We start from the raw sequence: 26,124 nt of genomic DNA on the forward strand, positions 1-26,124 counted from the left end.
CAAGAAGCGGGCCAACAGCGCCTGCGTGCGGGGTGGAACGACGTGATCGGGCAAAGGCTGCAGGTCAGACAGGGGCAGGGGCTGGTCATCACGCCCCAGCTGCAGCAGGCGATCAAGCTGCTGCAACTGTCGAACCTTGAGCTGGAAGCCTTCGTCGAGGGCGAACTGGAGCGCAATCCCCTGCTGCAACGGGACGAGGGCGAACCCGGCGTCGACACCGCGCCCGAGGCTTCCCAGGACGCCCCAACCGCCGACGGCGGCGACGAGGGCGAACTGCGCTTCGTCGAAGGCTCGGACGCCCACGCCCAGACCCTGGACGCCGGCGCCGACGACCTCTACGGCGACGCCGCCCCCGGCGAACGCGTCGGCGACCGACAGGGCGACCAGGCGACCGACCAGCCCGGCCTGACCGACTGGTCCCGCGCAGGCTCGGGCGGCGGCCTGGCCGACGGCGAGGAGCGCGAGCGGCCCGACCATCGGGACGAGACCCTGTGGGAGCATCTGCAGGCCCAGGCCTCGGCCGCCGGGTTCGGCCCGGCCGACCACGCCATCGCCCTGACCCTGATCGACGCCACGGACGAGGGCGGCTATCTGCGCGCCGACCTCGACGAGATCGCCGAACGGCTGGGCGTCGATGCGGCGCGCATCGAGACGGTGCTGGCCGTCTGCCACGGCTTCGAGCCGACGGGCGTCATGGCCCGCTCCATTCCCGAATGCCTGAAGCTGCAGTTGATCGAGCGCAACCGCTTCGACCCGGCCATGGGCGCCCTGCTGGACAATCTTGAGCTGCTGGCGCGACGCGACCTGACCGCCCTGCGCAAGGTCTGCGGCGTCGACGGCGAGGATCTGGCCGAGATGATCGCCGAGCTGAAGGCCCTGACGCCGCGCCCCGGCGCAGGCTTCGGCGGCGAACCGGCCCAGACGGTCGTGCCCGACGTCCATGTGCGTCCCGATCCGGCCGGCGGCTGGCGGGTCGAGCTGAACACCGACACCCTGCCCCGCCTGCTGGTCGACAAACGCTATCACGCCGTGGTGGCGGCGGGCGCCCGCTCGGACGTCGAGAAGACCTTCGTCGCCGACTGCGCGGCCCAGGCCAGTTGGCTGGTCAAGTCGCTGGACCAGCGCGCCCGCACCATCATGAAGGTCGCATCCGAGATCGTGCGCCAGCAGGACGCCTTCCTGGCCTTCGGCGTCGAGTTCCTGCGCCCCCTGACGCTGAAGACGGTGGCCGAAGCCATCGAGATGCACGAATCGACGGTCAGCCGCGTCACCTCGAACAAATACGTGGCCACCCCGCGCGGGGTGTTCGAGCTGAAGTTCTTCTTCACCGCCGCCATCCAGTCCAGCGACGGCGGCGCGGCCCACTCGGCCGAGGCCGTACGCCAGAGAATCAAGACCATGATCGACGGCGAATCCGGCGACGGCGACGTGCTGAGCGACGACCGCATCGTCGAGATCCTGAACGAGGCGGGAATCGACATCGCCCGGCGCACTGTGGCGAAATATCGCGAAGCCCTGCGCATTCCCTCGTCGATCCAGCGCCGCCGCCTGATGAAGGCCGGCTGACTGCGACCAAGCGTCACCACAAATCGGTGATCGCCATTGACACCAAAGCCGGTCAGTCGCGTTCTAGGGACATGAAGATCCAAGTCAGCGGCAAGCAAGTGGATGTCGGCGAAGCGCTAAGCTCGCGCATCTCCCAGGAACTCGAAGAGGGAGTCGGCAAATATTTCGCCCGCGGCGCTCAAGACGCCGAGGTCGTGGTGTCCAAGGATCGACACGGCTTCCGGGTCGATTGCTGGGTGCGTCTGGCCTCGGGCCAGTCCCTGGTGACGACGGGTTTCGGCGGCGACGCCCAGGCCGCCTTCTCGGACAGCCTGGACAAGCTGGAAAAACGGGTGCGCCGCTACAAGCGCCGCCTGAAGGACCACCATATCGGTCCCAAGGGCCTGTCGCCCGAGAAGACCGAGAACGCGGCGCGTGAAGTCGCCGCCATGACCATCTTCCGCGACCCCGACACGGTCGAGGACGAGGCCTTCGGCGACGCCGGCCTGCCTGGCGAACCGCCGCCTGTCGGCATGGTCATCGCCGAGACCGAGTCGGAGATCCGCACCCTGACCGTAGGACGCGCCGTGGCGGAACTGGACATGACCGGCTATCCGCTGGTGATGTTCCGCAACGCCGCCCACGGCGGTCTGGCCGTGGTCTATCGCCGGCCCGACGGCAACGTCGGCTGGATCGATCCGCAACGCACGACCAAGGGCGCGGCGGCGCAAGCCGTCGGCTGAGGCTTCCTCAGGAAGGGCGAAGAGGCTAAAGAGCACTCGCCCTTCCGCCAATGTCGGGTTCGATTTTCGGGGTAAGCATGGACATCGCTGATTTGCTGTCGTCGGACGGGATCGTCCTGCGGGGCGGCGCGTCATCCAAACGTCAGGCCCTTCACGCCGTGGCCGAAGCCTTCGGCGCCGCCTTCGACATGGACGCCGACAAGGCGTTCGAGGCGCTGCAGGAGCGCGAGGCCCTGGGTTCGACGGGCCTGGGCTCTGGCGTCGCCGTGCCGCACGCCCGCATCCAGGGACTGGACCGCGTCTGCGCCGTCTTCGTGCGGCTGGACACGCCGGTGGCCTATGAGTCGCTGGACGATCGTCCGGTCGACCTGCTGTTCGCCCTGTTCGCGCCGCTGGAGGCCGGGGCCGAACACCTGCGCGCCCTGGCGGCCGTGTCGCGCGCCCTGCGCTCGCCGGAACTGCGCGAACAACTGCGTCAGGCGCGGACGGTCGACGCCATCCGGGCCCTGTTCGTTAAGGACGTGTCAAAGACCGCCGCCTGAGCGGTCTTCCCTTTACAGGAAGGGCGAGCGTCCGCCGCCTGGAGCGAATATCGGAGCTCGGATCGATTCCATCCGAACCGAGCCTAGTGAACCGACATCGGCTCCAGGTCATGGGCGACGGCGGCGGCGAAGGCGGTTTCGCGATCCAGCATGACCGCCAGACGTTCGCCGTCAGCGCCATGCACGGCGTAGAGAATCTGATCGGGATCGATCTCCAGTTCGGACGAGGTCTCGACGCGAGCGTCGGCCAGAACGTCGGAGGCGCGGATGGCGCGCACATAGACCAGGTCCGGGGCGCCGAAATCGGCGAAGTCGGGGATCTTCGTATTGGGCATCTTCATGGTGGGCGTCATAAGACCGCCTCCTTACGCTTGACTGAACGCCTGCAGAGCCAGGCGGTTCGACGGCTGGGCTCAGCCCGTCGTGATGGGAATGCGCCGCACGCTGCGTTCCTGCTCCGGGCGGATCAGGTCCACGTGCAGCAGACCGTGCTCCAGCCGGGCGCCCGCGATCTCCAGTCCATCGGCCAGGACGAAGCTGCGGACAAAGCCCCGCGCCGCGATGCCGCGATGCAGGAAGGCCTGAGGGTCGCGCCCGGCGTCCTCTCGTTTGCCGGTGATGGTCAGCTGCCGTCCCTCGACGGTGACGGACAGCTCGTCCGGCGTGAACCCCGCCACAGCCAGGGTGATGCGCACGGCGGCGTCGCCGAGCTGCTCCACATTATAAGGCGGGTAGGATTCGGCCGCCGCCTTGGCGGCCCGGTCGATCAGGGCTCGGGTATGATCGAAGCCCAACAGGAAGGGGCTGTCGAACAGCAGGGTGCGTGCAGTCATGGGGCCCTCTAACGAAGCGACCTCGGCCGTCCGATCTTCCCCGACGTCGGCAGAAGATCCGGCCTGAAGGATAGATGGGAAGATGGGGCCTTCGGGTCAACGCCGGACCTTCGTTCACCCCGCATACAGGTTGGAACCTTCACCATATGCTTCGCGTTTTTCGCGAAGATCGCGACCATCGAAAGGAATTCCCCATGAGCGCCAAGCTCGCCGTCGTCGGCGTCAGCATCGCCGCCCTGCTGGGCGCCGCCGCCTGCACCACGACCGATCCCTACAGCTCCGCCCCGCGCCGCAACAACACGGGAACCGGCGCCATCGCCGGGGCCGTGGGCGGCGCCCTGCTCGGCTATCTGACCAACACCTCGAGCGGCGAACAGGGCCGCAAGAACGCTCTGATCGGCGCGGGCATCGGCGCCCTGGCCGGCGCCGGCGTCGGTCAGTACATGGACCGTCAGCAGCGCGCCCTGGAAGCCGAACTGTCGGGCACCGGCGTCGGCGTGGCCCGTCAGGGCGACAACCTGGTGCTGCGCATGCCCTCCGACGTGACCTTCGCCACCAACCAGTCGTCGCTGGACGCCCGCTTCCTGCCGGTGCTGGACGACGTGGCCCGCGTGCTGAACGAATACGACCGGTCCATGGTCGATGTGGTCGGCCACACCGACTCCTCGGGCGGCGACGCCATCAACCAGCCGCTGTCCGAACGCCGCGCCTCCTCGGTCGCCTCCTATCTGATCGACCGGGGCGTGATGCGCGAACGCATCTATGTGGCCGGCATGAGCGCCCGCAACCCCATCGCCTCCAACGACACGGTCGAGGGCAAGGCTCAGAACCGTCGCGTCGAGATCCTGATCCGTCCCTTCACGGGCTGATCGGCCGGAACGGCCTGAAACAGGAAGGGGCGGCCCGTTCGGCGCCGCCCCTTTTTCATGTCTGGCCGTCAGTCCGGCGGCCGGGACGAAAGAAACGGCCTAGCTTGACCTCTATCCCCTTGCCTTGGCCGGTTCACTGTCGGCTTGCTGTCCCGGCAGGAGATTCCGATGGACGGCGACGAGCTGGGCAGGACGATAAGGCTGATCGGCATCGCGGCGGCGACCGCCGTCGTGGTCGCCGCCGCGGTCATCGCGATCGGCCGCCTGCTTCTCTAGCTAGGCCGCGTCGAGGGGGCGGCCGATGGAGAAGTAGCGGAAACCGCGCGCCCGCATGTCCTCCGGACGGTAGACGTTGCGCAGATCGACCATGACCGGCTGTTTCAACAGCAGCTTGATCCGGTCCAGGTCCAGGGCGCGGAACTGGTTCCATTCGGTCATGATGACGGCGGCGTCCGCGCCCGCCAGGGCGTCATAGGGACCGTCCGTGAAGACCACGCCGTCCAGAAGTTTGGCCGCCTCCTCCATGCCCTCCGGGTCGAAGGCCTGAACCCGCGCGCCGCGCGCGATCAGGGCCGGGGCCACGTCCAGAGAGGGGGCGTCGCGCATGTCGTCGGTGTTCGGCTTGAACGTCAGGCCCAGCAGGGCGACCGTCTTGCCCTTCAGCTCGCCGCCCAGGGCCTCGGCGACGCGGTCGGCCATGGCCTTCTTGCGCGCGTCGTTGATGGCCACCGTGGTCTCGATCAGCTTCAGCGGCGAACCGGCGTCGGTCGCCGTGCGCACCAGGGCCAGGGTGTCCTTCGGGAAGCAGGAGCCGCCGTAACCCGGCCCCGCGTGGAGGAATTTGGAGCCGATGCGGTTGTCCAGGCCGATGCCGCGCGCGACTTGTTGCACGTCGGCGCCGACCGCCTCGCACAGGTCTGCGACCTCGTTGATGAAGGTGATCTTCATGGCCAGGAAGGCGTTGGCCGCATATTTGATCAACTCGGACGTGCGCCGGCCGGTGAACATGATCGGCGTCTCATTGAGGTTCAGCGGCCGGTAAAGCTCGGCCATGACGGCGCGGGCGCGCTCGTCGTTCGTTCCGACCACCACCCGGTCAGGGCGCTTGAAGTCGCCGATGGCGGCGCCTTCGCGCAGGAACTCCGGGTTGGAGACGACGGCGAAGTCCGCGTCGGGACGGCGCTGGCGAATGATGCGCTCGATCTCGTCGCCGGTGCCGACGGGGACGGTCGACTTGGTCACCACGACGGTGAAGCCGTCCATCAGGTCGGCGATCTCTTCGGCCGCGGCATAGACGTAGGACAGGTCCGCATGACCGTCGCCGCGCCGCGAAGGCGTGCCCACGGCGATGAAGACGGCGTCCGCCGTCCGAATCGCCTCAGCTCCGTCGACGGCGAAGGCCAGCCGCCCGTCGCGGACGTTGCTGGCGACCAGATCATCCAACCCCGGCTCGTAGATGGGCATGATGTTCTGGTGCAGACGCTCGATCTTGGAGGCGTCCTTGTCGACGCAGGTCACCGTGTGGCCGAAGTCGGCGAAACAGGCGCCCGACACCAGGCCGACATAGCCGGTTCCGATCATGGCGACGCGCATGGGTGGCTCCTCTCATCAACCGTCTCTGCCGCAATAGCCCCGGTCGAGGCGCTTCGCCAGCGTCCCGCCGACGCAGGTCGAAGAAAGCCAAAGAAAAAGGACGGCCGACCCGATGGATCGACCGTCCTTGATGTCTTTCAACCTGGAAGCCTTCGGGGGCCGATCGAGACCGGCCCCCTCAGGGCTTAGAAGTTGATGTCGACGGTGGCGCGACGGTTCAGCGGCTCGCGCACGCCGTCGGCGGTCGGCTTGGCCAGCTGGGTCTCGCCCTTGCCGTCCAGCGAGATCACGCCGCCGTTGACGCCTTGAGCGACCAGGGCGTCAGCCACGGTGCGCGCACGGCGGTTCGACAGGCCCATGTTGTAGGCCGCGTTGCCCGAGGTGTCGGTGTGGCCGACCACCAGCACGCGCGTCGGAGCGCCCGACTTGGCGTAGTTGGCGGCTTGCGTCACCACCGAGCGGGCTTCCGCCGTCAGGTCCGAACGGTCGAAGTCGAAGTAGACCACGAACTGACGCGCAGCCGGCTTGGCCGGAGGCGGCGGAGGCGGCGGCGGGGGCGGCGGGGGAGGCGGCGGGGGCGGCGGCGGCGGCGGGGGCGGCGGCGGGGGGGCCACCGGCTCGGCGCCGAACGCATAGCGCAGGCCCAGCGTCACGGTGTGCGACTGGTCGTAGTCGCCCGACAGGGTCCCGACCGGATTGGCGCCCGAACCCGACGTCACGGCGTCGAATTCCATGTCGCCCGTCAGGTAACGGTACGTCAGGTCGATGTTGGCGCGGTCCGACACGGCCCAGGCCAGACCGGCGATCGCCTGAGCGGCGAACTTGGTCGAACTGTCATCGGCGGCGAAGGCGACGCCGCGGTTGCCGCGCACGAAGCCGGTCGTGTCGGTGTTGACGCGGTTCACGCCCACGCCCAGGCCGACGAACGGACGAATGGTCCAGTCCGGCGAACCGAAGTCGTAAAGGACGTTGGCCATCAGGGTCGTCGCCGTGATGTCGCCTTCCGGCGAGTGGCACGGGCCGGCAGCCGGGGTCGCATTGCAAAGGCCGCTCACGTTCCCAGGAGCGCGTACGCGACCGATGTCGCCCGAGCGGTAGCCGCCCTCGAGTTCAACGCGCCAGTTCGGGTTGAAGCGGTAGCCCAGGCGAGCAAACGCCGCCCAGCCGTCGTTGACTTCCCAGTTCCAGTGTTGGCCGGTCGCCGACGCTTCGGTGTTGATGTCGTCGATGATGTGGTAGCCGGCGTCGATCGCGCCGTACCAGCCATCGGGCTCCGCCGATGCAGCGCCGGCGGACAGGGCCAGGGCGGCCGCCGCGCTCGACGCCAGGATCAAACTCTTGACACGCATAGTGATGCGGCCCTCCGAGATCTGTTTCAAATGGACGACGCGGAGCATCGCCTATCGCCTGCATAACAGCGCTGCCTTATCCGGTCGAGCAGGAAACTAAGCTATTGCGTCCTGTTGCAACACCACCGTGGCCCTGAGGCTACACAAGGTAAGATTTTGTTAAGAGCTCACCGAAGCATAGCCCTCATCTCGACTTCGGAATTAAGAATTCCCGATCCTGCCAAATGCTCAAAGGCGCCTAGCAGATTATATAAGGCCAGAGCATTTGCAGAGTCATCGATAAACTCGCCGCCTTCTAGTCGGTTGTCGCGCCACAGGCCTTCAGGCGTCAGATAAAGCCAGACGGCTCGCAAAGCCGCCGCCGCTTCATCCGCGAAGAACTTGCGCGATCGCGGCTCGTCCGCTTCCGCCAGCGCCGTCGCAGCCTTCAATCTCGCGATCTGCGCCTCGAAACGGGCGCGCGGGGGCCGGCCCGGACCGCCCTCGACGGCTCCGTCCAGAATAACGAGACCCAGGGCGTCCTTTTCGGAGACGCCTCTGGAGTAGAGGCCGCGAATCAGAGCCGACTTGGCCGTATCGCAGCCCGAACGGGCGAGAAGGCCCGCCGCTTCCAGCATCATGCCGGGGCACGACGCCCCGGCGCCCCTCCCGCCGTCGAGCGCGGCCTCGACCGAGGCCGCCAAAAGCCGCACCGCTTCACGCCATGCCGGATCGGTCGTCGCTTCCGACCAGTCGAGACAGGCCTTCAACACGTCCAGCCGCCCCCCGATGCGATCGGACAGGGTCGCTTCTCGGATCACATCCTCGCGCAGGGCCGCCGCCCGCTCCTGCATGATCAAAGGCTCCAGCCCCGCCTTCGCCGCAACAGCCCAGGCCGACAGCGCCGCCGCCCCGCCCTCCAGGCGATCCAGCGATCCCGTGACGAGAGCGCGCCACGGCCCTTCCCAGCCCAACCGCCCCGCCAAGGCGAAGGCCGCCGCCTGACAGGCCTGCACCTGCGGATTCAGCAGCGCCGGAATCCGCCGCCCCTCGAGGCTGATCAGTTCACAGAAGGCGCCGTCCTCAGTGCGCCCCACCGTCGCCCAGAGCGGCAGCGCCCGAAGGCGAAGCCAGCCACGCAGGCGCGAAAAGCCGTAACGCAGGTCCTCTTCCGGCGGATGATGAAAGTCCATGTGCCGCGGCGAGGAGAGCCGAATGCGCTCCACGATCTTCTTCACCTCCTGGGTCCGGCTCAGGTCACAGACGAGCACCGCGTCCCGCTCCGCGACGATGGCCAGGTTTCTGACCCCCAGCGCCGCCACGATCATGCCGTCAGGCGCGCGCGCCATACAGCCTTCGGCGTCCTCGAAAATATGGCCGCCAATCTCTCCCTCGCCGCTGGCCGCGATCGCGTCCCATGCCCCCAGGTCGGACCATTTGAAATCGACCGCCAACACCGAGGCGAGATCCGTCCGTTCCATGACCGCATAGTCGATGGAGATTCTCGGCGCATCCCGGAAGGCCGCGCCAAGCAGGATGTCCGCGCCCTCAACCACCGACTGCAGCGCCGTCCGGGCCGCCGCTTCGACCCCCGGAGCGAACCGTTTCAGCTCTGCCGCAAGCACTTCGGCGCGTGCGATGAAATTGCCGCTGTTCCAGAGGAATCCCTGGTCGATGTAGCGCTCGGCCAGGTCGCGACTTGGCTTTTCGATGAACGCCTCGACGGGAGACAATCCGGCCGTCAGGGGCTTGATGTAGCCGTAGGCTTCGGAGGGTTCAGTCGGCCGTACGCCGAGGGTGACGATCCGTCCGGCCTCCGCAGCCTTCACCGCCTTGAGCACGGCCGCGCGGAAAGCGGCATGATCCGGCACGTGATGGTCCGAGGCCAGGAAGACGTTCACCGCCGCCGGCTCCTGCATCAAGGTCCAATGCGCCGCCGCCGCCATCGCCGCAGCCGAGTCCCGGCTTTCAGGCTCCAGCAGCACCGCCGCATCAACGTCGATCTCCAAAAGCTGTTCGAGTATGGTCTGGCGGTGGAGTGCGCCGCCGATGACGACGATCCGCCCGTTCTCGGCCACTAGAGGCGCCACCCGTGTGACGGCCTCCTGGAAGGGCGATCGATTGCCTGCCAGGCGCATGAATTGCTTCGGCCGCGAAAGTCGTGACGCCGGCCAGAGGCGCGTCCCAGAACCACCGCACATGATCACCGGAAAAAGGCGCATCCTTTCTGGATATCGCAGTTATCGATAAAAACCAGCCGCAGGACGCAAATGCTTCATCGCATCGTCCGCCCTTCGGGCGTGACTCCCGCGCCCTTGGCCGCTATCGAGCGCGCACGATGATAGAGACTGATCGGCAATCCGAGGAACGCGGCTGGGAGACGGCGAAGACGCTCGCCGAAGCCCTGCCCTATATCCAAGTTTATGACCGCGAGACCGTGGTCATCAAATACGGCGGCCACGCCATGGGCGAGAGCGCGGTAGCGAAGCAGTTCGCCGCGGACGTCGTGCTGCTGAAGCTGATGGGGGTGAACCCCGTGGTCGTTCACGGCGGCGGCCCGCAGATCAGCGCCATGCTGGACAAGGCGGGGGTGAAGTCGGCCTTCGTCGACGGCCTGCGCGTGACGGACAGGGACACCATGACGGTGGCCGAGATGGTCCTGTCCGGCGCCGTGAACAAAGAGATCGCCCACTGGATCACCGTCGCCGGCAAGGAAGCCGACGTGCGCGGCGTCGGCCTGTCGGGCAAGGATGCGGGCCTGCTGACCGTCGAGAAGACGCGCCGCACCAAGCGCGACCCCGACAGCATGATCGAGCATGAGGTCGATCTGGGCTTCGTCGGCGAACCGACCAAGGTCGATCCCAAACTGATCAAGGGGCTGATCGCCTCGGAGACCGAGGACTGGGTGCCGGTCATCGCTCCCATCGGCGTGGCCGAGGACGGCCAGACCTATAACGTCAACGCCGACACCGTGGCCGGGGCCGTCGCGGGCGCCCTGCACGCCAAGCGGATGCTGCTGCTGACCGACGTGCCGGGGGTCAAGGGCGCCGACGGCGAGATCATCCGCCAGATGACGCTGGACGAGGCGCAAGGCCTGATCGACGCGGGCGTCGCCACCGGCGGCATGATCCCCAAGCTGGAGACGGCCATGGCCGCCGTCCGCGCGGGCGTCGAGGCCGTGGTCATCCTGGACGGGCGCCGGCCGCACGCCATGCTGGTCGAACTGTTCACCGAGCACGGCGCCGGCACCCTGGTCAAAAGGAAGTGACGGGTTCGGCGTCGAAGACGGCGCCCGAAACCGCCCGGCCGGACTCCGCCTCGACGGAGATCGCCGCAGACCTGCGTCATGTCCGGTCCTGGGTCTTCGACCTAGACAACACCCTGTATCCGCCCGAGACGCAGTTCCTGCGTCAGGTGGAGCAGCGCATCAATCAGTACGTCGTGCGGACGTCCGGTCTGGAATCGGCCGAGGCCCTGTCGGTGCAGCGCGGCTATCTGCATGACTACGGCACCTCCCTGGCCGGGCTGATGATGCACTATGAGATCGACCCGCATCACTTCCTGGCCGAGGTCCACGACGTGCCGCTGGACGTGCTGGCGCCCGATCCCGGCCTGCACGCGGCGCTGGCGCGGTTGAACGGCCCGCGTCTGATCTTCACCAACGGCTCGGCCGGTCACGCCAGAAGGGTGATGGAGAAGCTGGAGCTGACGCCCTTCTTCGACGGGGTGTTCGCGCTTGAGGACGCCGAGCTGATCCCCAAGCCGGACCCGCGCACCTTCCACAAGATGCTGACGCGCTTCGGCGTCGATCCGGCGACCGCCTGCTTCTTCGAGGACACGCCCAAGAACCTGGAGCCGGCGCGCGACCTGGGCATGACCACCGTGCTGGTCGGCCCCAAGGCCTTCACCGCCGAGGGCGACCACATCCAACACCGGGCCGCCTCCCTCGGCCCCTTCCTGACCACCGCCATGCTGGACGGAGATCCGCAATGACCGACCTGACCCACCTGGAATCCGTCATCGAGGCCGCCTGGGAAGCCCGCGCCGAGGTCTCGCCCGCCACGCGCGGCGAGGTGCGCGACGCCGTCGACACCGCCCTGGCCCTGCTGGACTCCGGTCAGGCCCGCGTCGCCTCGCGCAGCGAGGACGGCGTGTGGAGCACGCACCAGTGGCTGAAGAAGGCGGTGCTGCTGTCCTTCCGCCTGAACGACAACGTCATCATGCGCGCCGGCCACGCGCCGACCCTGCCGCTTTCGGCCGATCACCCGGCGGGAATCGGCCCCTTCTGGGACAAGGTGCCCAACAAGTTCGGCGACTGGAGCGCCGCCGATTATCAGGCCGCCGGCTTCCGCTCGGTGCCGGGCGCCGTCGTCCGTCGCGGCGCCTATGTCGGCAAGAACGTGGTGCTGATGCCGTCGTTCGTGAACATCGGCGCCTATGTCGATGAAGGCTCGATGGTCGACGCCTGGGCCACGGTCGGTTCGTGCGCCCAAATCGGCAAGAACGTCCACCTGTCGGGCGGCGCCGGCATCGGCGGCGTGCTGGAGCCGCTGCAGGCCAATCCGACCATCATCGAAGACGGCTGCTTCATCGGCGCCCGCGCCGAGGTGGCCGAGGGCGTCATCGTGCGCGAGGGCGCGGTCCTGGCCATGGGCGTCTATCTGTCGGCCTCGACCAAGATCGTCGACCGGGCGACCGGAGAAATCTTCCGCGGCGAGGTTCCGGCCTATTCGGTCGTGGTGCCGGGCGCCCTGCCCGACCCGAACGGCGGCCCCAGCCTGTATTGCGCCGTCATCGTCAAGCGCGTCGACGCCCAAACCCGCGCCAAGACCGGCGTGAATGAACTCTTGCGTGACTAAGGCGTTATCGCCAGAGGTGGGGTGCCGGGTCGGGAGTCTTTTCGGCTGGGAGGCAAATTTGGGTCAGTGTTTCATTGAAGTCACAGCATGTTCGCAATGCTCCTGCATAATGCAGCCTTCCCTAGCTCGAAATCTCTCGAACTAGTCCGCAAGGACAACGACCCACATTCCCCCCTCCTCCCTCAAAGCGCGGACATACTCATGCAGTTCAAGTCCGCATTGAAGCGTAACGTTCACTGAACTGGACCTTTCATGCAGGCAGAGATTTACAATCTGGCTCAGCAAACCTCCCGAGCGCGGCGACGCAATACGACTGTGTTGATGGCCGGAGGTTTCGGCAGCCGACTAGGCGAGCTCACTCGACAAGTTCCCAAGCCGCTCATTCCCGTCGCCGGTCAACCGATGCTGGAACGAATCATCCATCGGATGCGCGGCTTCGGCCTGCACAACTACGTGCTCACAACCCACTACCTGCCTGAAAAGATCCACGCCCATTGCGGCGATGGCTCTGACTGGGGCGTTCATATCCGTTACGCGCATGAAGCAGCGCCGCTGGGAACAGCGGGCGGCCTGTCGCTGATCGGCCCCGTCACCGACGCTCCGGTTCTGGTATGCAACGCGGATATCTTGACGGAAATCGACTTCCCAACCCTCCTTGAGGCCCATGACAGCATGGACGCGGACTTCACGGTCGTGACCGTCCCTCACCATGTGGCAGTGCCCTACGGCGTGATCGAAACCGAACCCTGCGGCGAGATTCGCAGCGTGGAGGAAAAGCCGACCTATTCCTATCGCGTCAGCGCCGGCACCTATGTCATCAACCCGCACTTGTTTTCATTGATCCGCCCCAATGAGCGCATCGACATGCCGCAACTGATGGACCGGGCGAAGGCGACAGGGTTCCGCGTCTGCGCCTATGAATACGATGGCTACTGGATCGATGTAGGCCGCCCTGCAGATCTGAAGAAGGCCTGCGAATATTTGGAGCCAAGCGAACTTACCGGCTGAGCCAGCCGGCGCAGGATTCCGCCCTCTGCCAGCCGGAATCCTGCGCAGCCGGAAGCGGGCGGTTCAAGCGACGTATCGCAAGCCTTCGCCCGTGCTAGAGCCCCTGAGCCAGGACATCTGTTTGTCGATGAGGGCCCGGGTCACCAAGCTTTGGAGCGCCCAACGCAGCGCGGCCCTTCTTGGTCCGCGGGTAAGAGGCGCCACAGCTTCGCACGCAGCGATCTGCGCCATCTGGGCCGCCCATCGTCCATCGAAATCGAGATGGCTGGTCCAGGGAGAATCGCCTTCGTCTCTTGTTCGGCTTCCCAGGCCAGCGATGAAATACTCGTAGCTGGCCGTCACATGCGCCTGTCGACGCAACCCGAGTGTCGTCTTGGTCGGTTCCTGGCCGTCGAGCGCAAAGCGCAGGCGCGCCACGCGCGCGGCAGACGCCCCGACCCCCACGAAAGAAGGAGTGGCTCGCTGACAAACCATCAGTGCCAGAACATCGTCTAGTCTGTCGATTCCGAGGCCGATCAACGGCGACGTCTGAGACGCGGGCGCAGAACGAAGCGCCTGATCGAAAGCCTGAAGATGTTCGCGTAACGACTGAGCGAGCGCGGCGTCTTGCAAAGCGGGAGCGAGCGGTATCCCACAGACATCTGCGGAAGCCTTGATCGAAGCGGCCGCCAGGGCCGCCGCCTTGTAGACGACCGAACCTCGACTTGCCTTGGCTTGACCCCAGCTCAACTCGGTCAAGCTGTGGTCGGCCAGGCCCGGCAGGGCCGCCAGCCAGCGTCCTGTCGATTCATCCGTCACCATGATGTCTGCGGACTTCGACGGAGCTGAATCCGAAACATGCGCACGCGCGAGGCGGAAGAAGACGCCGCCTTTGTAACTGTCCGTGCTGCCAGCCAAGGTGATCCGCTTATTAGAGCGCCCCTTGATCGCCAGAAGCAGAGCCGCCGCGCAGGCCCGATCTCCCTGTTCTGCGCCACGCTCAATCAAAGAAGGGACGAGCTTGGAATCGCCGCATCGTGAGATGATGAGCCCGAGCTTGTCGATCTGGCGATCCACGGATCCTACGACCTTGTTGGCCGCGACGAGATCTTCGAGCGCGAGTTCAGTGGCGATCAGCGTATCATGAAGCGCTGCCGCAGCAGCCATCCAGACGAGATCGGCACGATCAACGACACGCAGTCGACGTAACGTCGGCCCAAGCATCGCATTCGCTTCGGCCGTCCGTCCTGCACGGATAAGCCAGCGCATGTCTCGAGCCAGACCAGCCGGATCATAGATTTCCGGCGGACGCTTGCCGCGGCCAGGCGGGTCCATGAGGAAGGTCGGCCGATCATGGCCGCTGTCCTTGAGGTAACGGCCAGCACCCTGCGCCTTGTCAGCAGCCTGAGGGCTCCAGAAATCGACGATGGCGTCGAACTCTATCGTCTTCTTGGATTGCGACCCCAGGATGACAGGTTGATCCTGATGCTCCAGTAATAGGGTCGCCTGGCGAAGTCGCAGCACCTGCCCCTCTTCGCTGATCAGCCCGTTTCGGTTGATCTGCGCGAGCAGAGTTTCCGTTTCCTCTGCTTCGACAAGATAGGCGTCGCCAAAAGGCAGCGCAGCCAAGGCGGCGCGACGGCCGCGAAGCGCATCAACCTGTTCGCTCCACTCGCTCAGCAGGCCAGCGAAGAAGACCGCTCTCTCGGACTGCAGGTTTTCGTACCGCTCCAACATAGGCGACAGGATGGACAGGGTCTTGTCGGCCTGGGCCTCGGCCGCGGTCAGGATCTTGAGCAAGCCTTCCGTTTGGACTGTGATCGTCATCGCGTCGGCGTCGGCCGAAAGCAGCCGCAACTTCTTAACGGCGAGCTGCATCTGCGTAGCGGGGTTGTTAAGGCCCGCGCTGGTACGTTTGCCGAGGATAGGTTTGCCTGTCGATCCTCCGCCGAATGCGGGTCGATCATGGGCTTCAACCAGCCGCTCGATCTGCCGCAACAAGGCCCTCTGCCCTACATCGTTGAACACGCCCTGGTCGAACAACCGCGTGACCGTCGGCTGTGACAGAAGCAACGCCTCCAACCGGGAGTTGGTTAGAGTCGATCCAGGAACCCGCAGCCGCCGAAGTTGATCGAGATCTGAACGCCACCCTTCCACGAGCGATACGAGGAAGCGCCCACGCTCGGAGTCCATATCCGTGAACCGGCTGCTGAAAGGTTCGACCTTAGCCAGCAGGAGTTCGGTACGGACATTGACCATATCGAGCATGCGCTCCACACGAGCAACCACGGCGTTCGCCGCGAGAGAGGTAGCCGGATCACCTTCATTTTCCAGCAAGATAGCGGCTTCGCCGATCTCGGCGGCCAGCATCGCCACTAGGGACAAGTCTTGGCGGGGTCCGTGCTCCATTCGAAACGCAGCCAACGCTTCGCCCGCTTGAGACAGAGTAGAGATATCCACCACCGGCAGATCGAGAGAGGCCCCCGCCACACTAAGGCGATCCGCTTCAGCCGTGCGTCCGCTGATGCGAAGGGCATGATCCAGAACAGCCCGATGGCCCGCCAGCGTGAGCTCGATCCCAGAGGTCGAGGCGCTGACGGCCTGAGACTGAAGGAAGGCGAGCCATTCCGGCATCGAAAGCTTTTGGGGCGTCACTTTGCCGGCTCCGCATCTACCCCGGATACAGCTGAAACAAGAGAACCCGACCGAAGGAATCTTCCGTAGAGCACCAAAACGCCGGCAGCCAGCGCGCTGAGGCTTAGGGAACGCTGACGTCGCGGAACGGGGCGCCTGTCGTCGGTCAGCCCCCAGCCCGCGTAGAACGGCCCGCCCAGGGTGGTGACGGGCACGCCTCCCAACAAGGCGTGGAAGCCCAGATTGGCGGAGGCGACGTAGACGCGGCTTGCGCGCGTCAAAAGTTCCGGCACGGCTTCGGGCGGCGCCACGGTGCCGAGTTTTTCCAGTTCCTCGCGATGTTTGACCAGTGCCCCGCCCAAGGGGCACACTTGGACGAGCACGATTTCACTGCGAGGGTTCTCGTCCTTGGCCATCTCGACCAACGCCTTAACGTCGGGATGAGTAGCACCGGCGAACAGAGCGGGCGGATCTGATCGATGTTGGCAGACAACCACGACGGGCCCGCTCAGAGCGCTTTTGGGAAATCGGGTGCGGATCAAGGTCGTCGTGGCGGCCAGAAGCTCAGGGTGATCAATGAAGGGAAACCCGTTCAAAATCGTCTCGAGATCGCTTGCCCGACGTGAATTGCAATACAACCCCGTCCAATCCAGCACATAGCCGCTCAGATGTTCCGCCTCATTGATGAGGTCGATCGGCGCACGATCCACATACAGCACCGGATGGTCTTTGATCCCTCGAGATTGAAGTTTGGCGAGTTGCGGCCCAGCCGCGACGCCCCAAGCCAGGATTGCCGTCCCCGGGTGCCGGACCAACTCGTCATACATTCGACCCGTCTTGACCCGCTTGGCGACAAAGAGCTTCCTAAACTCGGGGAAGGCGCGATCAATGGCGTCGTGTTCCTCGCGCGGCGCGCCGAGAACCAGCGCGCGCCATGGAGCTGCGGCGCCGGCGGCGGCGCCAAAGCGCATGCCCCCGTCCATGAAGGAGAGCAGATGCGTCCGCCGCCCAACCGCGCGTAACGTGGGATTACGAGCCAGAAAATCACCAATTGCGACGATCTTCTTCCTTGCCGCCAACAATCGCGTCATACCCGCTCTTTGCTCAGACCAACTCGAAACCACTAGTTATGATGCCCCGCAAAGCGCAAGCTACATTTTCAGAATCTCTGTGCGGTCAAAGATGTATCGCTTGGCCGTTTCGCTGGGCCCGCGCCTAAATGTTTCTGGGACACGTTGAACGTCACGCGCGTGAGCGAGCCGCTCAAGTCGCCTTACGCTGGAGCCAGACAGGAGCTGAACTAACATACAGCGAACTGTGGGCGAGAACGGGCGAACGAGCTCAGCGCCTCGCCACCCTCGGCTTGGAGGGCGCGCCGCTTCTAATCTTCGGCGCGAATAATCCCGATGCGGTAATCAGCTTCATTGCGGCGATGCGCGCCGGATTTGCTCCCTCCTTCATGCCGCTGCCTGCGGCGCGCTTCGACGATCAGGCTTTCTGGAGCGGTCACGCAGCCCTGTTCGCCCACTTGGGCCAAGGCGCAGTGCTTGCCCCCCAAATCGCCGTGGATGCTATTCGCCTAGAATGCCCAACCATTGGCCTGACGCTTATAGCGAGCGAGGAAATCGATGGTTTGGCTGCATCGCCCTTGCCGGCACGTCCTCCAGCCTCGGCTGTCGCACTTCTGCAACACAGCTCAGGCACAACCGGTGTGAAGAAGGGCGTGCCGCTTAGCTACCGCGCCATTGATGTTCAGCTACGGGCTTATGCGGAAGCCGTCGAATTCGACTCCGATAGCATCATAGCCTCCTGGCTGCCTCTCTACCACGACATGGGCCTGATCGCCTGCCTGCTCCTGCCGCTGACCTTCGGCGCAGAGGTCGACTTCATTGATCCGTTTTATTGGACAGCCCACCCACAGTCCCTGTTCGAGGTCGTCGAGCAACGCCGCGCCACCCATGTCTGGCTGCCCAATTTCGCCTTTCGACACCTCGAACGCGCCGTTCGCCGCACTGATCGCATCTGGGCGCTCGGCAGCGTCAAGGCGTGGGTCAACTGCTCCGAACCTTGCAAGCCCGAAACCTTTGCCGCCTTCCTGGCGCGTTATGCCGATCACGGCGTGACCGCGAGTAGCCTGACGTGCTGCTACGCCATGGCGGAAACCGTCTTCGCGGTAACGCAAAGTCCTCCTGGAACACCCGTTACGATCCAGCATGTCGCGGCGATCGGGTTCGGCGAAATCGGTGAAGCCGTCGTGCCGTGCTCGCCCAGCGAAGCCGCCGTCTCCATTCTCGGCTGCGGTCGCACCATCCCCGGCTGCCGGGTTCGCATTCGCGACGCTGGCGGCCAGGATAGAATCTACGGAGAAATTGAAGTCGCGGCCGAGTTCCTGTTCGACGGCTATTTCCAGGCGGCTGAACGAACGGCCATGGCCCTGCAAGACGGCTGGTATCGGACAGGGGACATCGGCTTCATCGATTCCGCCGAACTCTTCGTCTGCGGCCGGCTCGACGACCGGATCATCGTCGGCGGCCGCAATCTGTATGCCCACCAGATCGAGCAACTGATCGCGGGCGTGCCTGGCGTAGCACCGGGGCGGGTCGCCGCCATAGGCGTCTATCATCCCGATTCCGGCAGCGAGCGGCTCATCATCGCAGCCGAGATTTCAGGCGAGTCCGAAGCCATATCAAAGATGATCATCCAGACCCTGAACACCAGCCTGGGTTTGCGTCCCGCCGACGTTCGACTTTTCTCCGATCGTCGAATAATCAAGACCACCAGCGGGAAAGTCGACCGCAAGCGAAACCGCGAACGCTATCTGTCAGGAGGTTTCGCATGACTATGAACGACAGCATTATGGAGCGTTTGGCGGATGTCATCACCGACCATTTCAGCTGCCCCGAAAAAACAATCGGCCGCTCAACAAACGCGAACGACATCGTCGGCTGGGATTCCCTAGCGCACACCATGGTGCTGATGCGGGTCGAAGACGTATTCGCCATCGAACTGCCGATGGAGCACGCTTTCACCGTCCTGAACGTGGGCGAATTGGCCGACTTGGTCCAGGCCCAGTTGTCGGCATGATCGCGGGCGTCGTGGAAGGCAGCGAGCGTCCCATCATTGCGTGCTTGGGAAACTGCCAAAGCGGGGCCATACGCGCCTTCCTGATGACCGTGCCTGAGATCAGCCGCGACCACGATGTCGTCCTAGTCTACCAGCCGACCAAGTCCTTCGAAGCGCTGCGCCCGCGAGTGCGGGCCGTGATCCAGCAGGTCACGCACGGCTGGGACGATTTCCGTCTCACCAAAGACGATCTTCCGCCTGACGCGGTCATGATCCGCTACCCCGCGATGCTGCAGAATTATCTGTGGCCGCAGATTCCCTTCCAGAAGCGGCGTATCGCCGGGGATTCAGCGACGAAGACGAAGCTGTTTCCCTACACGATATGCGACGATCTGGTACTTCGCTTAGTGGGAGATGGCGTTTCCAAGGATCAGTTGCTCGAGAGCTATTTCGCCGTCGACATTCTAAAAAAGTACCCCCTAGATCGCCTCCAAGCGATTAATGCCGCCAAGGCGCGACAGCTCGACGACATGTCGGATTTCCGTCTGTGGGACCAGATGGAGACTGGCGGGCCCACGATGCGCACCGCCAACCACCCCGGAGGGAGGCTGATGGCCCATGTGCTGGAGCAAATCGTCGAGCGCCTGCCTCTGGAAGATCGCGACTACGCCCTGAAGCTGGCGCGGGCGCGGGCCGATGGAATCGGCATCCAGAATCTGGATGCCCCCATTCATCCGGCTATCGCGGCTCACTTCGGACTGGATTGGGCCAAGGACCGGCGCTGGTCCTTCTGGCATGAAGGCGACTTCACCTTCGAGCAGCATCTGCTTCGGCTGTACGACTACAGCCACAACACCACCTACTGGGCGGCACGTGAAGCCCTCAAGCGCAAGGAAGACGCGACGGCCCTTCTGGCGCAGGCGGTTGAAGAACTGCCTGAAAGCGTCGAGGTGCTGAAAGCCTACATCGCAGAACTTTCACGGGCCAAGAGGCCAGCCGAAGTCGCGGAGGCGACGAGGCGGCTTCACAATCTCTCCCCCACCCCAAGCCACGCCGTCAGACTTGCCGGCGCCCTGAGGCGGGTGGGGGAAAACGAGGAAGCCAATCGCCTTCTCAGCGCGCTCGATTCTACCGATCCCAACATCCTCATGGCTCTGGCCCAGGGCCTGGCCGAAGGCGCGCCCCAACGCATCGAGATCGAGCACAAGGCCGCCAAAGCGGACCCGGACAATCTTCAGGTGCTTCTGGCCCAGGCCAAGATCCACGAAGACAAGGGCGAACTGGCGCAGGCCTTGGCCACGCTCGACCGTGCCGCCTACGTCAGCAACTGGGCCGCAAGCGTGAGAAAGCGCCAAGACATCCTAAAGGCGCGCATGACCACGGTCGCCGAGAATGCGCTCTCAACCGCCCCACCAGCAAGACATGAGGCTCCCGCGATGACATCCGCTCCCAGCCCGGCGATGAAGACCGTTCAGCAACTCGGAGATTTGACGGGCCGCGTCTGTGTCGTCACGGGCGGCGCCGGCCATATCGGACGCGCCATCGCCGAAGCCTATCTGGAAAGCGGCGCTGCGGTTGTGTTGCTCGACCGCGCATTGGACGGCGCCGCCGACCTACTGGCCAATAGCGCCTGGGCCGGACGCCTGTCGGTCCAGTCCTGCGACCTGTCTGACGACACCAGCATCCATGCATCGGCACAAGAGATTCTCAAACGACATCCGACCGTCGATGTGCTGGTTCACAATGCAGGTTTTGTCGGCACTTCGGCCTCGGACGGCTGGGTGACGCCCTTCGAGACCCAGTCGCCGGCCCTCTTCCGGGCGGCGACCGAGATCAATCTCGTGGCCCCATTCGTCCTGACGCAGGCATTGCTGCCGGGCCTGCAGCGCTCGGCAGCAGCCTCAGTCATCAATGTGGGTTCGATCTACGGTTTGGTGGGGCCCGACTGGGGGCTCTATGAGGGCACGGCCTCAGGCAATCCGGCCGGCTACGCCGCCTCGAAGGGCGGACTGATGCAACTGACCCGTTGGATGGCGACCAGCCTTGGGCCACGCATTCGGGTCAACGCTCTGTGCCCTGGCGGCGTGGAACGCGGCCAAGACGAACGGTTTCAGTCACGCTATGTCGCCAAGACTCCCTTGGCACGCATGGCCACGCCTGAGGATTTCAAAGGTGTGGCCCTGTTTCTGGGATCAGATTTGTCCGCTTATGTCACCGGCCAGGTGCTCGCCGTGGACGGAGGGTGGACAGCCTGGTGATCGCTGCGTGGGATCAAGCTTTCGGCTTGCGGAAGATGAACTCGCCCTCGGGATTGAACGCCGTACCTTCCGGGATCGGCAGACGCTCGAAATCAGCAAACATTTCATCGACCCAGGAACGAGGAATGGGCGCGAAAACGCGACGCAATCCTGCATCCTTGATCATCACGCCGAGCCGGCGCGGCGACAGGAGTTCGGCCGTCAGCAGGTTGAAATAGACTAGGCCTCCGGGCCTGCAGACGCGGATCATCTCGTTAAAATAGCTGACCAGCTTCATCGGCGGAACAAAGTAGAAAACCCCGCTCGAGAAGACCAGGTCCATGCTCCCGTCGGCGACCCCGGTCAGGGTCTCGCCATCACACGGGAGAGACTTGAGGCCGAGTTCGATCTCCATCTGGCGCGCAAGATCGGGGTCGATCTCAAAATTATAGAACTCTTCCGGCGCGAAACGATCCGTAATCGACAGCGTAGAACCGCCCCATGCGGCCCCGATCTCACAAACCCTCTTGGGCGGACCGTCGATGAAGATCGAATCCGGCAGGACGATATCCATGTGAGTCCGCGCTTCGCGATAGCGAGGCGACTCCGCATCGATCATCGGCTTGCCGGAGCGAACAGCCCGTAGAACATCCGTCTTACCTCTCAAGAAGAAGGTCGCCGTGTTCTTGGTCGGAAGATGGAAGAAGGTGCCCCGGGACATTTCAAATGCAAAGAGGGTCTTGAGAATGGCGAGTTGAACGGACTGCTCCTGCAGATCGACCTTGTCGCCTAGGCTGGCCTGCGTGCTCGCCGGTAGTCGAATGTGGCCTGAGTTATAGAGGCGAAGCAGAGACAGTTCGTCCAGATTTCCGGGAATGCCCAGCTTCTGAAGCGCAGTCACAAAGATTTCCATGACGTCCGGGGAATCGGGCGCGTCCAAAGCCAGAAGCGGGAGTACGTCCCGCCAGCGGTTCCGGCTTTTCAACGTCAGGACATGAGCATCATAAGCCTCGCGATCTGTTTCGCGTAGGGCGATCAGGGCGGTCAGCGTCTCGGAAGACAAGGGGCCCCGGCCGAGGTCGATTACGGAAGCCTCGGCATTTTTGTCAACGGCCGGCCTGGATGGTCCGGCGCTCTCTTCTTCGGTCATGAACAACGCGCCCCCAGGCATTGCGATTGGTAAAAAGATACGGGTTAAGGGCGCACGAGAACTTCTGCTCCCCCGGGCTCGGCCTCAACCCCTGAGATCAGCGTCCTGATTACCAGCAAGGTATCCTCGGGATCGATCATCGGCTTACCCGTTCGTACCAAATCTACGAAGTTGATGATCGTCCGACGGAACGCCGTAAAGTTATCACGTATCTTCACCTCGGCATTACCGATTGTTCCAAATACCTGCAAGGAAAAGGGTGTCGGCGTCGCACCCAAGGCGTCGATTAGCAAAAGACTATGGTCTTCCAACCGAACGGCGACACTGCCGTGTGCGACCGCGTGTCGCTGCACCGCAACAGGCCGCACACCGAGAGCCCCCATGGCGCACTCCAGCATGTGAACCCCATACCGGGGCCAGTCGACAGGAACGGAAGCCCGGATCAGCCGCAGTTCACCAAACTGTTCCGGCGCCTGTCTCCAGCCGTCCGTTTCGCCAGCGTATCTGAGCCCTGAAGTGGACATCAGCTGTCCGGACCGCAGATAGGGCTCAAACAGGTCAAGCTCATCCCGGCGAACACACAGAGGTTTGTCGATGAAGACCGGCAGCCCGGCCTTGAGGAAGGGCTCAGCAAGCAACCAATGACTGTCGGCGTCATCCCGCAGGATCATGACAGCATCGACGGCGCCGATCATTTCCTCGGGCGTTTCGCAAACCGCGTCGATCTGACAGGCCAGAGCCAAGGCTTGAGCCATCTTGAGATCCGGCATCCAGCACCGGGTGACGCGTACGTCGCCGACGCCGAACTCGTCCGCCTTCCGCGCGCGCAGATAGGCGTGAATGCCGTCCCAGCCGACGCGAGCGAAGGCTGCATCGTCATAGCCGTTGACGATCGCACCGAACGAAAAGGGGTGACCATTGCCTTCAGAGAAACCGAGGATACCGAGCCGCAACGTCATCCCAACGGCACCTTGCCCGCAGCGAGCAGGGCATTAGCGACGGCGAAGTCCTGTGCGTCATCGATATCGAAGGAACGTTCACGATCCATCATGACGGCGCCGGTCCGTCCGAACAGAATTGAGGGCGTATGGGATTTCAGCGCATCAATCACGAAGGCGTACACCGCGCCGTTCAACTGATAGGCGCGCGGCAGAGCCTGCCGTGGAAGCCAGGGAATAGCGCCTTCGATAAACGGCGTTGGCGCGCCGTTGCCATCCAGGCGCCAAGCTCGGTGCGGATTTAGATGCGCATCCATGAAGGTTGCGATGGAATCCAGTCCTTCAGCGTGAAGACGCCGGAGGCATTCGGTCACGTCACGCGGCAATCGGAACGGGGCCGTGCACTCGAGCAAGGTCAAGTAACGCGCCGTCTCTCCCTGCGCGCGCAACTCCCCGATCAGGTGACGCAGAACATCGGCGACGATAGCAGTATCAGACGCTAGTTCTTCGGGGCGCCAGGATACTTCCGCCCCGAGCTTCTCCGCCAGATCCGCGATCATCTCGTGGTCAGTGGACACTATCACGCGATCGATCTCCGGGGTAGCGAGCGCTACCTCGATCGGCCATTGCAGCAAGGGCTTGCCGCCTAGGTCATGCAGGTTTTTGAGCTTGACGCTCTTGGACCCCCCGCGCGCGGGGATAACGGCGATGCACCGTTCAGAACCGATCATTTTCTCGATCTCAGATTTCGAGGAGGAAGGAAGAGCCGGCCGTAGACCTACTCGATGATTTCATAATCCAGAGTAGCAGCTAGGGTGTCGTCATATAAATTCCGAGCGCGGACCCATGCGATATTTTCCGGTTCGCCGCCATTACCCCGAACCTTGGGGTTGACAATTGCTCGCCTCACGACCTCTGCCGCACGTTCAGCGGATCTGCCGTCTTGAAGGTAGTACTTCTCGTTATTGCGTGGCTCTACTAGCCCTATGGCCACCTCCCGGGCCAAGGTCTCAGCATCCCGGCATTCGATGGCGACACCCAGCTTGACGAGGTCGTAAGGCAGCGGCTCGGTCAACGGATTGATGGCGAAGACCGGCTTGCCGAGTGCAAACGCCTCCAACCCCGCGGTGCTACAATAGGTTACGACGGCATCCGAAACCTTGAGCAGGGGATAGGTGCTCGAGGACCGATCGATCCGAACGTTCAATACACCCATTTCGTCGATAACGTTCTGGTACAGGTCATAGAAGGCCTGATGTTCACGCGGGTGGGGCTTGATCAGCCACAGCGCGTCCCCTCCCATCACCTTGGCGGCTTGCACCAGCGTGCGAATGATGGGCTCAAGCATCGCCAGTGCGATCGGCTGGGACATGAAGGAGATAATCTTGCGGTGCGCCGGCAAGTCCATCTCCTTGCGCATCCGCTTTTCCGACTTGGCCTTCAACGGCGCGAGATGGTGGTCCAGTCGCGGCGAGCCGACCACATAGGTCTGCTCAGGTGGATAGCCGTGATACCCGTTCAATACCTCGGCGCTGAACTCGTCGATCGCGATCAGATTTTCGGCAGTAGGTGCGAAGAATTTCTTGGTCGGGCTTATGGTGCCTGACTGAAGGTCGAACGTCGGTCGCCCCAACATCTTCAGCGTTTCACAGGCGACCAGTGATTCTAAAATGCGTCCGGGGCAGAAGATACCACCAACAAAAAGATCTCCGTTTTCTTCTATAAAAGCGCTCATCTCGAACGCTGACATGTACGTGAGAATGAAGCTGTTCATCATCATCTCAAGAACTGCTTCTCGAGAGGCCAACTTCAGCGGCGTCATATCCGTGCTAAACAATTCCTCAGTGTATGACATCGTATGCTGATACGCCTGGACCAAAACGTGATCCGGAGGAAGCCGGAACTTTGTTATGCCACGATTAATCTTTCTCCATGCCCAGAAAATCTTGGATTCCGCGTCGTCGATGCCGTAACTCTCGAAGCTCCACCAAGGATCATCGACGTAAATCTGCTGATCGTAGAGGAAAACATTAAAATCTTTCGTGAGCTCGCGCACGACAGGCATGACCGCCGAAACGAACATGTCGTCACGCAGTCTGCTTGAAATAAAGATCGTCTGCTCGCCGATCCAAAGATCCTTATGGGCCTGAATCTGACTGGAAGGATATCGCCCCGCCAGTCGAGGCACGCGCACCAGTGCCTCCATGGCCGCAGTCTCTTCAGTCTCGGCGACCTTGTGATCCTCAAGGTGGCCGGTCACGATCGTGGCCGAAAGGCCTCGCGCCAGAAAGCCCGCACGGATCACCCACGCTCGGCGCGGCGATCGTTCGGCAATAAAGACCTCCTCCACCGCGTCATCGATGAACTGGTTGGAATAGGTCAGGGCTCGACAGGCCGAGTATAGGTGATCGCCGACGTTGATGGCGATCGCCCTTTGCAAATGCGGCCGCCAGACTGAGCGGTCATCTCCAACGAGGTCAGTCATCTTTCTGGCGAAGACGTCCACCATTTGCGCCGCCAGCCGACGCGTCTCTTCGTAGATGGGCGGATCATTGACGGAATCTAGACTGGTGTAATTCGTGACCTCCACATCCGGGTATCGTTCCTTGGCGATGTCCAGAAATTCGCCGCGTTCCAGCGTGTTGACGACGTAGAAGCGCGCCCTGCGCATCTGGTCGTCCGTCAACGAATCGATCAGCCGACGAAAATCAATGTTCGGCCCAACCCAAAAGAACAATGAAACTTTCATTCGGTCCTGCACTGCCATTGAAGACAATCTCTAGACCATTTTGCGGGCGCCATG

General features: G+C 63.7%; 22 protein-coding genes. 11 read left to right on the top strand and 11 right to left on the bottom strand.

Annotation, left to right across the window (positions count from 1 at the left end):
* Positions 1-42 precede the first annotated feature (42 nt).
* The 3 genes from rpoN to ACWGL1_RS02085 all read left to right on the top strand — a co-directional run bounded on the left by rpoN (position 43) and on the right by ACWGL1_RS02085 (position 2,830).
* Positions 43-1,566 carry an RNA polymerase factor sigma-54 gene (gene rpoN, locus ACWGL1_RS02075; protein WP_452111046.1) on the top strand — a complete coding sequence of 508 codons (1,524 nt, stop codon included), beginning with the start codon at positions 43-45 and terminating at the stop codon, positions 1,564-1,566.
* A 71-nt stretch (positions 1,567-1,637) separates the two neighbouring features.
* Positions 1,638-2,288, top strand: coding sequence for a ribosome hibernation-promoting factor, HPF/YfiA family (gene hpf / locus ACWGL1_RS02080; protein ID WP_291777129.1), 651 nt, complete (start codon positions 1,638-1,640; stop codon positions 2,286-2,288).
* A 77-nt stretch (positions 2,289-2,365) separates the two neighbouring features.
* The gene (locus ACWGL1_RS02085) at positions 2,366-2,830 is read left to right on the top strand and encodes a PTS sugar transporter subunit IIA (protein ID WP_291777126.1); all 465 of its coding nucleotides are present in this window, start codon (positions 2,366-2,368) and stop codon (positions 2,828-2,830) included.
* Positions 2,831-2,913: 83 nt separating this feature from the next.
* Here ACWGL1_RS02085 and ACWGL1_RS02090 read toward each other — a convergent pair whose 3' ends face one another.
* Entirely contained in the window at positions 2,914-3,183 is a 270-nt protein-coding gene (locus ACWGL1_RS02090; protein ID WP_452111047.1) for a DUF1150 family protein, read from the bottom strand.
* A 60-nt stretch (positions 3,184-3,243) separates the two neighbouring features.
* Complete coding sequence (locus tag ACWGL1_RS02095) at positions 3,244-3,663, bottom strand: Hsp20 family protein (RefSeq protein ID WP_291777120.1); 420 nt, start codon at positions 3,661-3,663, stop codon at positions 3,244-3,246.
* A 194-nt stretch (positions 3,664-3,857) separates the two neighbouring features.
* Between ACWGL1_RS02095 and ACWGL1_RS02100 the strand changes: the two genes are divergently transcribed.
* Positions 3,858-4,532 (top strand): OmpA family protein, encoded by a 675-nt coding sequence (locus ACWGL1_RS02100; RefSeq protein ID WP_291777117.1) that lies wholly within the window; start codon positions 3,858-3,860, stop codon positions 4,530-4,532.
* Positions 4,533-4,808: 276 nt separating this feature from the next.
* Here the strand turns inward: ACWGL1_RS02100 and ACWGL1_RS02105 are convergent, their stop codons facing one another.
* From ACWGL1_RS02105 to ACWGL1_RS02115, 3 genes are all read right to left on the bottom strand, one after another.
* Positions 4,809-6,125: a UDP-glucose dehydrogenase family protein gene (locus ACWGL1_RS02105; RefSeq protein WP_291777114.1), complete on the bottom strand. Its 1,317-nt coding sequence runs from the start codon at positions 6,123-6,125 to the stop codon at positions 4,809-4,811.
* A 185-nt stretch (positions 6,126-6,310) separates the two neighbouring features.
* Positions 6,311-7,474, bottom strand: a complete 1,164-nt coding sequence (locus ACWGL1_RS02110) for an OmpA family protein (protein WP_338576884.1) — start codon at positions 7,472-7,474, stop codon at positions 6,311-6,313.
* 167 nt (positions 7,475-7,641) lie between these two features.
* Positions 7,642-9,675 carry a mannose-1-phosphate guanylyltransferase gene (locus tag ACWGL1_RS02115; RefSeq protein ID WP_452111048.1) on the bottom strand — a complete coding sequence of 678 codons (2,034 nt, stop codon included), beginning with the start codon at positions 9,673-9,675 and terminating at the stop codon, positions 7,642-7,644.
* Positions 9,676-9,791: 116 nt separating this feature from the next.
* Here ACWGL1_RS02115 and argB point away from each other — a divergent pair, with 116 nt between their 5' ends.
* The 4 genes from argB to ACWGL1_RS02135 all read left to right on the top strand — a co-directional run bounded on the left by argB (position 9,792) and on the right by ACWGL1_RS02135 (position 13,320).
* A complete protein-coding gene (gene argB / locus ACWGL1_RS02120) occupies positions 9,792-10,721 on the top strand; it encodes an acetylglutamate kinase (RefSeq protein WP_291783229.1) in 930 nt (309 codons plus the stop codon).
* Entirely contained in the window at positions 10,718-11,446 is a 729-nt protein-coding gene (locus ACWGL1_RS02125; protein WP_452111049.1) for a pyrimidine 5'-nucleotidase, read from the top strand. Before argB ends, ACWGL1_RS02125 begins: the two co-directional genes overlap by 4 nt.
* Positions 11,443-12,312 (top strand): 2,3,4,5-tetrahydropyridine-2,6-dicarboxylate N-succinyltransferase, encoded by an 870-nt coding sequence (gene dapD / locus ACWGL1_RS02130; protein ID WP_343829872.1) that lies wholly within the window; start codon positions 11,443-11,445, stop codon positions 12,310-12,312. The genes ACWGL1_RS02125 and dapD overlap by 4 nt, the downstream gene beginning before the upstream one ends.
* A 252-nt stretch (positions 12,313-12,564) precedes the next feature.
* Positions 12,565-13,320, top strand: a complete 756-nt coding sequence (locus tag ACWGL1_RS02135; RefSeq protein ID WP_291783238.1) for a nucleotidyltransferase family protein — start codon at positions 12,565-12,567, stop codon at positions 13,318-13,320.
* Between the two features lie 63 nt (positions 13,321-13,383).
* Here ACWGL1_RS02135 and ACWGL1_RS02140 read toward each other — a convergent pair whose 3' ends face one another.
* Positions 13,384-15,954: a hypothetical protein gene (locus ACWGL1_RS02140; protein WP_452111050.1), complete on the bottom strand. Its 2,571-nt coding sequence runs from the start codon at positions 15,952-15,954 to the stop codon at positions 13,384-13,386.
* On the bottom strand, positions 15,951-17,024 hold the full coding sequence (locus tag ACWGL1_RS02145; RefSeq protein WP_338576899.1) for a capsular polysaccharide export protein, LipB/KpsS family: 1,074 nt from the start codon (positions 17,022-17,024) through the stop codon (positions 15,951-15,953). Before ACWGL1_RS02145 ends, ACWGL1_RS02140 begins: the two co-directional genes overlap by 4 nt.
* Before the next feature lie 128 nt (positions 17,025-17,152).
* Between ACWGL1_RS02145 and ACWGL1_RS02150 the strand changes: the two genes are divergently transcribed.
* Genes ACWGL1_RS02150 through ACWGL1_RS02160 form a run of 3 tightly spaced genes read left to right on the top strand, consistent with a single transcriptional unit; the run spans position 17,153 to position 21,254 of the window.
* Complete coding sequence (locus ACWGL1_RS02150; protein WP_291783248.1) at positions 17,153-18,772, top strand: AMP-binding protein; 1,620 nt, start codon at positions 17,153-17,155, stop codon at positions 18,770-18,772.
* Positions 18,769-19,017, top strand: a complete 249-nt coding sequence (locus tag ACWGL1_RS02155; protein WP_291783252.1) for an acyl carrier protein — start codon at positions 18,769-18,771, stop codon at positions 19,015-19,017. Before ACWGL1_RS02150 ends, ACWGL1_RS02155 begins: the two co-directional genes overlap by 4 nt.
* Positions 19,014-21,254: an SDR family oxidoreductase gene (locus ACWGL1_RS02160; RefSeq protein ID WP_291783255.1), complete on the top strand. Its 2,241-nt coding sequence runs from the start codon at positions 19,014-19,016 to the stop codon at positions 21,252-21,254. Before ACWGL1_RS02155 ends, ACWGL1_RS02160 begins: the two co-directional genes overlap by 4 nt.
* A gap of 13 nt (positions 21,255-21,267) precedes the next feature.
* Here the strand turns inward: ACWGL1_RS02160 and ACWGL1_RS02165 are convergent, their stop codons facing one another.
* Genes ACWGL1_RS02165 through ACWGL1_RS02180 form a run of 4 tightly spaced genes read right to left on the bottom strand, consistent with a single transcriptional unit; the run spans position 21,268 to position 26,070 of the window.
* Complete coding sequence (locus ACWGL1_RS02165) at positions 21,268-22,383, bottom strand: class I SAM-dependent methyltransferase (protein ID WP_452111051.1); 1,116 nt, start codon at positions 22,381-22,383, stop codon at positions 21,268-21,270.
* 44 nt (positions 22,384-22,427) lie between these two features.
* Positions 22,428-23,342 carry a Gfo/Idh/MocA family oxidoreductase gene (locus ACWGL1_RS02170; RefSeq protein WP_291783261.1) on the bottom strand — a complete coding sequence of 305 codons (915 nt, stop codon included), beginning with the start codon at positions 23,340-23,342 and terminating at the stop codon, positions 22,428-22,430.
* Positions 23,339-24,052 (bottom strand): acylneuraminate cytidylyltransferase family protein, encoded by a 714-nt coding sequence (locus tag ACWGL1_RS02175; protein ID WP_291783264.1) that lies wholly within the window; start codon positions 24,050-24,052, stop codon positions 23,339-23,341. Before ACWGL1_RS02175 ends, ACWGL1_RS02170 begins: the two co-directional genes overlap by 4 nt.
* Positions 24,053-24,099: 47 nt before the next feature.
* Positions 24,100-26,070, bottom strand: a complete 1,971-nt coding sequence (locus ACWGL1_RS02180; protein ID WP_452111052.1) for a hypothetical protein — start codon at positions 26,068-26,070, stop codon at positions 24,100-24,102.
* Positions 26,071-26,124 lie beyond the last annotated feature (54 nt).

The organism is Brevundimonas sp. NPDC055812, from assembly GCF_053616535.1.